Origin of the sequence: Methylobacterium gnaphalii, from assembly GCF_007992215.1 — a bacterium.
Lineage (GTDB): Bacteria > Pseudomonadota > Alphaproteobacteria > Rhizobiales > Beijerinckiaceae > Methylobacterium > Methylobacterium gnaphalii.
The window spans coordinates 1-5595 of sequence record NZ_BJZV01000073.1 but is presented as its reverse complement, the minus strand read 5'-3'; the positions used below and the strand labels follow the sequence as shown (position 1 = coordinate 5595).

General features: G+C 62.1%; 2 protein-coding genes. Both read left to right on the top strand.

Annotated elements, in window-relative coordinates; all coding sequences use genetic code 11:
* Positions 1–3404 (top strand): response regulator (locus MGN01_RS22995; protein WP_147049116.1); only part of this gene is annotated, 3404 nt, incomplete at its 5' end.
* On the top strand, positions 3401–5488 hold the full coding sequence (locus MGN01_RS22990) for a response regulator (RefSeq protein WP_147049115.1): 2088 nt from the start codon (positions 3401–3403) through the stop codon (positions 5486–5488). The genes MGN01_RS22995 and MGN01_RS22990, both read left to right, overlap by 4 nt.
* Positions 5489–5595: the final 107 nt, after the last annotated feature.

Genomic DNA, 5595 nt, shown 5'->3' with positions numbered 1-5595 from the left:
CCCGCGAGGTCGGCTCAGAGGGCAAGCTGGGTGGCCAAGCCCAGGTGCGCGGGGTCGGCGGAACCTGGAAGGACCTCACCGACAACGTGAACATGATGGCCGCTAACCTCACCGGTCAGGTCCGCGGCATCGCGGATGTCGTCACCGCAGTGGCACAGGGCGACCTCAAGCGGAAACTTTCTGTCGACGCCAAGGGCGAGATCGCTGCCCTGGCGGATACCGTCAACGAGATGATCGAGACGCTCGCCACCTTTGCCGATCAGGTCACCAACGTCGCCCGCGAGGTGGGCGTCGAGGGCAAGCTCGGCGGTCAGGCCCGGGTGCCGGGTGCTGCCGGCTTGTGGCGCGACCTCACGGACAACGTGAACCAGCTCGCGGCGAACCTGACGACTCAGGTGCGCGCCATCGCCGAAGTAGCGACGGCGGTGACGAAGGGCGATCTCGCACGATCGATCTCGGTCGAGGCCTCCGGTGAGGTGGCATCGCTGAAGGACAACATCAACGAGATGATCCGCAATCTGCGGGATACAACCCTTAAGAACGCCGAGCAGGACTGGCTGAAGACCAACCTCGCCAAGTTTACGCGCATGCTGCAGGGCGAGCGTGACCTCGCCACCGTCTCGAACCTGATTTTGTCCGAGATCGCATCCTTAGTGAGCGCGCAGCGCGGCGTGTTCTACATGGTGGAAGACGAGGGCGGAGAGCCCGTTCTGGATCTGACGGCGAGTTACGCCTTCACGGAGCGCAAAAATCTGTCGAACCGATACCACCTCCGTCAGGGTCTCGTGGGACAATGCGCTTTCGAGAAGAAACGCATCCTCCTCACCAACGTACCAGGCGACTACATCACCATCGGCTCGGCTCTCGGCGAAGCGCCGCCACTCAACATCATCGTGCTCCCGGTTCTGTTCGAGCAGGAGGTCCGGGCGGTCATCGAACTGGCGTCTTTCAACCGCTTCAGCGAGACTCATCAGTCGTTCCTCGACCAGCTGACTGAGTCGATCGGCATCGTGCTGAACACGATCGCCGCCAACATGCGGACGGAGGGGCTCCTCAAGCAGTCGCAGCTCCTGACCGGCGAGTTGCAGAGCCGGCAAGAGGAACTCAAGAAAACGAACGATCGCCTGGAGCTGCAGGCCGCTTCGCTGCAGCAATCGGAGGACCTGCTGAAAAGCCAGCGCGAGCGGCTGCAGCAGACCAACGAAGAGCTGGAGGAGAAGGCCCGGCTCCTCGAGATCCAGAAGCGCGAGGTCGAAGGAAAGAACCGGGAGGTTTCAGTCGCAAAGACGGCGCTGGAGGAGAAGGCCGAGCAGCTGAGCCTGACCTCGCGCTACAAGTCGCAGTTCCTGGCTAATATGAGCCACGAGCTGCGCACGCCGCTCAACAGCCTGCTCATCCTTTCGAAGCTTCTCTCCGAGAACCGGGACGGGAACCTCACCGACAAGCAGCGCGAATTCGCCAAGACCATCAACGCGGCCGGGACCGACCTCCTGTCGCTCATTAACGACATCCTCGATCTCTCCAAGATCGAGTCCGGGACTGTGTCGCTGGAAATCGGCGATGTCGCGCTACTGGACCTTGTCGAGAACCTCGACAGGACCTTCCGGCAACTCGCCGAGGAGCGCCACCTCGCCTTCGTGATCGACGTCGAGCCCGGCCTGCCGCGCTCGTTGCGCACGGATTCCAAGCGTCTGCAGCAGGTTCTCCGGAACCTTCTATCCAACGCCTTCAAGTTCACCGAGAAGGGCACCGTTTCCCTCAAAATCGGCTCCGCGGAGGGATCACCGTTGCGCGCCGGGAGCCAGTGGATGGCCCTATCCGTCGCCGATACCGGGATCGGCATCGCTGAGGATAAGCAGCGGATCATCTTCGAGGCGTTCCAGCAGGCCGACGGGACCACGAGCCGCAAGTACGGTGGCACCGGCCTCGGCTTGGCGATTAGCCGCGAGATCGCGCGTCTGTTGGGCGGCGAGATCGTGGTCGAGAGTCGCATCGGTTCGGGAAGCACCTTCACCTTGTTCCTGCCCTTCGAGCCGCCAGTGCAGGTGGCACCGGGCCGCGGTTCGGAGGTCACCGAAGGAAGCGGAACTTCGACGCTGATGGGCCGGCAGCCAAACGCCGCAATGGCGCTCTCAGCCTCGGCGGATGACCGCCACGCCATCCATCCAGGTGATCATATTGTGCTCATCGTGGAGGACGACGCGATGTTCGCTTCGGTGCTGCTGGAACTTGCGCGCGAGCGCGGGTTCAAGGGCCTGATCGCGCAGGACGGCGCGGGCGCGCTGAGCCTCGCCCACCGCTTCAAGCCGCACGCCATCACCCTCGACATCGGCCTGCCCGACATGGACGGCTGGGCTTTGCTCGATCTCCTGAAGAATGATCCTCGCACCCGGCACATCCCGATCCACGTCATCTCGGTCAACGACGAGAAGAAGCGCGGTCTGCGCGCGGGCGCATTCGGCTTCCTAGAGAAGCCGGTGGAGCGCGAGGGCTTGATGCGGGCCCTTGAGCGCTCGAAGGAGTTCATCACAAGGCCGGTGCGCAACCTCCTGCTCGTCGAGGATGACGAGAACCAGCGCGCCAGCATCACTGCGCTCCTGAGTGAGGAAGACGTTAAGATCTTCGGTGTCGGTACGGCCTCCGCTGCACTGGAAGCCTTGATTGGCGGCCGGTTCGACTGCGCGATCATCGATCTCGGCCTACCCGATATCGGCGGTTCCGAATTGATCGAGCAGATCCGCGCCTCACAGGGCGGGGAGGAGCTGCCCATCATCGTATATACGGGCCGGGAGCTGACGGCCGCCGAGGAGCAGCAGCTCAGGCAGACCGCCTCGACGATCATCCTCAAGGACACGCGCTCGTCTGAGCGGCTCCTCGACGAGACCGCCCTGTTCCTGCATCGCGCCATCGCCAGCGTTCCGGTCGACGAGCAGATCGTACTCGAGCGGAAGGACGTGTCGTCCCTCCAGGGGTGTCGCGTCATCCTGGTCGACGACGACCTGCGCAACATCTTCTCGCTAACAAGCGCCCTTGAGCAACACGGGCTAGAGGTCCTGTTCGCGGAGAATGGGCAGGACGGCATCGCGCTGCTCAAGACCAACCCGAACATCGATGCAATGTTGATTGACATCATGATGCCCGGGATGGACGGCTACGAGACGATGCGGATGATCCGGGCTCAGTCTGCCTTCCAAAGCCTGCCGCTCATCGCGGTGACCGCAAAGGCCATGAAAGGCGACCGCGAAAAATGCCTTGAGGCGGGCGCATCAGATTACGTCTCGAAGCCGATCGACATGGACCAGCTCCTCGCCGTGCTGCGCGTGCAATTGGCAAAGCGCGGTGAGGTCGTAAACGGAACCCCGCCGGTTAGCGGCGCGAGGGACCTTGAACGGCAAACGCTATGACGGACCGACTGGATTTCCATCGGGGCCGTACGAATGCTGCCGCCGAACAGCTTGCCACGCTCGCCGATCCGCATGCTATCCGAGCGAAGATCCTGATTGTCGATGACGATCAGCGCAATCTGCTCGCAGCCTCTGAGATTCTCGCTGATCTAGCAGTCGATCTTGTCCTGGCAAATTCACCGGAGGAAGCCCTGCGTCGGGCCCTCCGAGAGGACTTCGCCGTAATCCTGCTCGACGTGCAGATGCCGCGCATGGATGGTTACGAGGTGGCCGCGCTCATCCGCAGCCGCTCGCGTACGTCCCGCGTCCCGATCCTGTTCCTCACGGCGCACAACAAAGACGACATGCACATCTTCCGCGGCTACTCGGCGGGAGCGGTGGACTATGTGTTCAAGCCCATCCAACCTCTTGTCTTGAAATCGAAGGTCGATGTCTTCGTCGACCTTTACCGCAAGACCGAGGAGATCAAGTGCAAGGCGGCGGCCGAGAAGCAGCTGCTCCTGGAGAACCTGCGGGTGCGCGGCGAGAAGCTAGAAGCCGAACAGGCGCTGCGCAGGCAGGCGGAACATCAGGCCGCGGTGCTGCGCGGCCTTCCTATCGCGCTCTACACCTCACCGCTCGGCTTAGAAGACCGTCGGCTCTACTTCACGAACGACTGCATCGAGCGCATCACCGGCTTCTCGCGGGAGGCCTTTGCCAGATCCAGTCTTTGGGAGTCCTGCCTCGAAGCGGACGACCGAGAACGCGTTTTGGCAGATCTTCGCACCGTCTTGGAGATCGGCAGCGTTGCTCTGGAATATCGCTGGCGCAACGCGGACGGCACGGAGCGGCACATCCTCGATCAGATCGCGGTCAACCGCGACGAGAGCGGCACGGCGGTCGAGTTCTTCGGGATGTGGTTCGACGTGACAGAGCGCAAGGAGCTTGAGCTCAGCTTGCAGCACGCCTCGAAGCTTGAGGCAGTCGGCCGTCTGACCGGCGGAATCGCCCACGACTTCAACAACATGCTGAGCATCGTGATCGGTAATCTCGACCTGATGAAGGGCTCGCTCCAGGGGAATGAGAAGGCCCTCCGTCGCGTCGAGAGTGCCATCGAGGGAGCGCATCGCTGCGCAGAACTCACCAGCCGGCTGCTGGCCTTCTCCCGGCGCTCACCTCTCCAGCCGAGAGCGCTGAACTTGACCAGCTTTATCCCTGGGCTGATCACGCTCCTCGAGCGCACGCTCGGCGAGCGGATCACGATTTCCGCGAACGTGGAAGAGGGGCTGCCGGAAGTCTGCGTCGATCACGCCCAGTTCGAGGCCGCCCTCATCAATCTTGCTGTGAATGCGCGGGACGCGATGCCGGACGGAGGTATATTAGGCATTTGCATCCAGCGTCGCGACGCCCCTGCACCGGAACGCGTCGAAGGCTCGTGCTCGGTAGAAATTGCTGTCGCCGACTCGGGCACCGGGATGTCGCCCGCTATTCTCGCCCGCGTATTCGAACCGTTCTTCACAACGAAGGAGGCTGGCAAGGGAACCGGCCTCGGTCTCAGCATGGTCTACGGCTTCGTGCAGCAGAGTGGCGGAACTATCTCCGTCGACAGCAGCCCTGACCAGGGCACCCGATTTGTTATTACGTTGCCTGCGCTTGTTAGGCAGAGTTCCACATCGGAGGACATCAATACGGGGGCGACTGCCGGAGCGTCGAACCCGATGAACGGCGCCGGCAAGGCCGTGCTCGTCGTCGAGGATGACGCTGATGTTCGATCCACCGTTGTCTCAATCCTTGAGGCGCTCGCGTTTAAAGTAATCAGTGCGCAGGACGGGAGCGAGGCTTTGCGCCTTTTGCAAATGGAGGCTAACATCGCCCTCGTCTTCAGCGATGTGAATATGCCTGGTGCGACCAATGGCATCGACCTTGGACACACCATCCGTCAGCGATGGCCGCAGATGCCAATCCTACTGACCTCTGGCTATCTTCAAGAAGATCAGGATGCCAATGGTTTCGCATTGCTGCAGAAGCCGTACCGCGCGAGCGATCTAGCTGAAGTATTACGAAGTCTGCTCAGCGAATCTCGCGGGGAAACGTCCGTTGAATGAACGCTTGACCGCCATTGAGTGTGAACCGAGCGCTGCTCAGACCGCGATGTCACTTCGGAGGAGCGCACCGTGGTGGTGGAATAGCTGAGATGGGCGCCGAGCTGCTG

Coding starts and splice junctions, on each gene's coding strand:
- MGN01_RS22990 (WP_147049115.1), top strand. CDS start 3,401: ATGACGGACCGACTGGATTTCCATCGGGGCCGTACGAATGCTGCCGCC.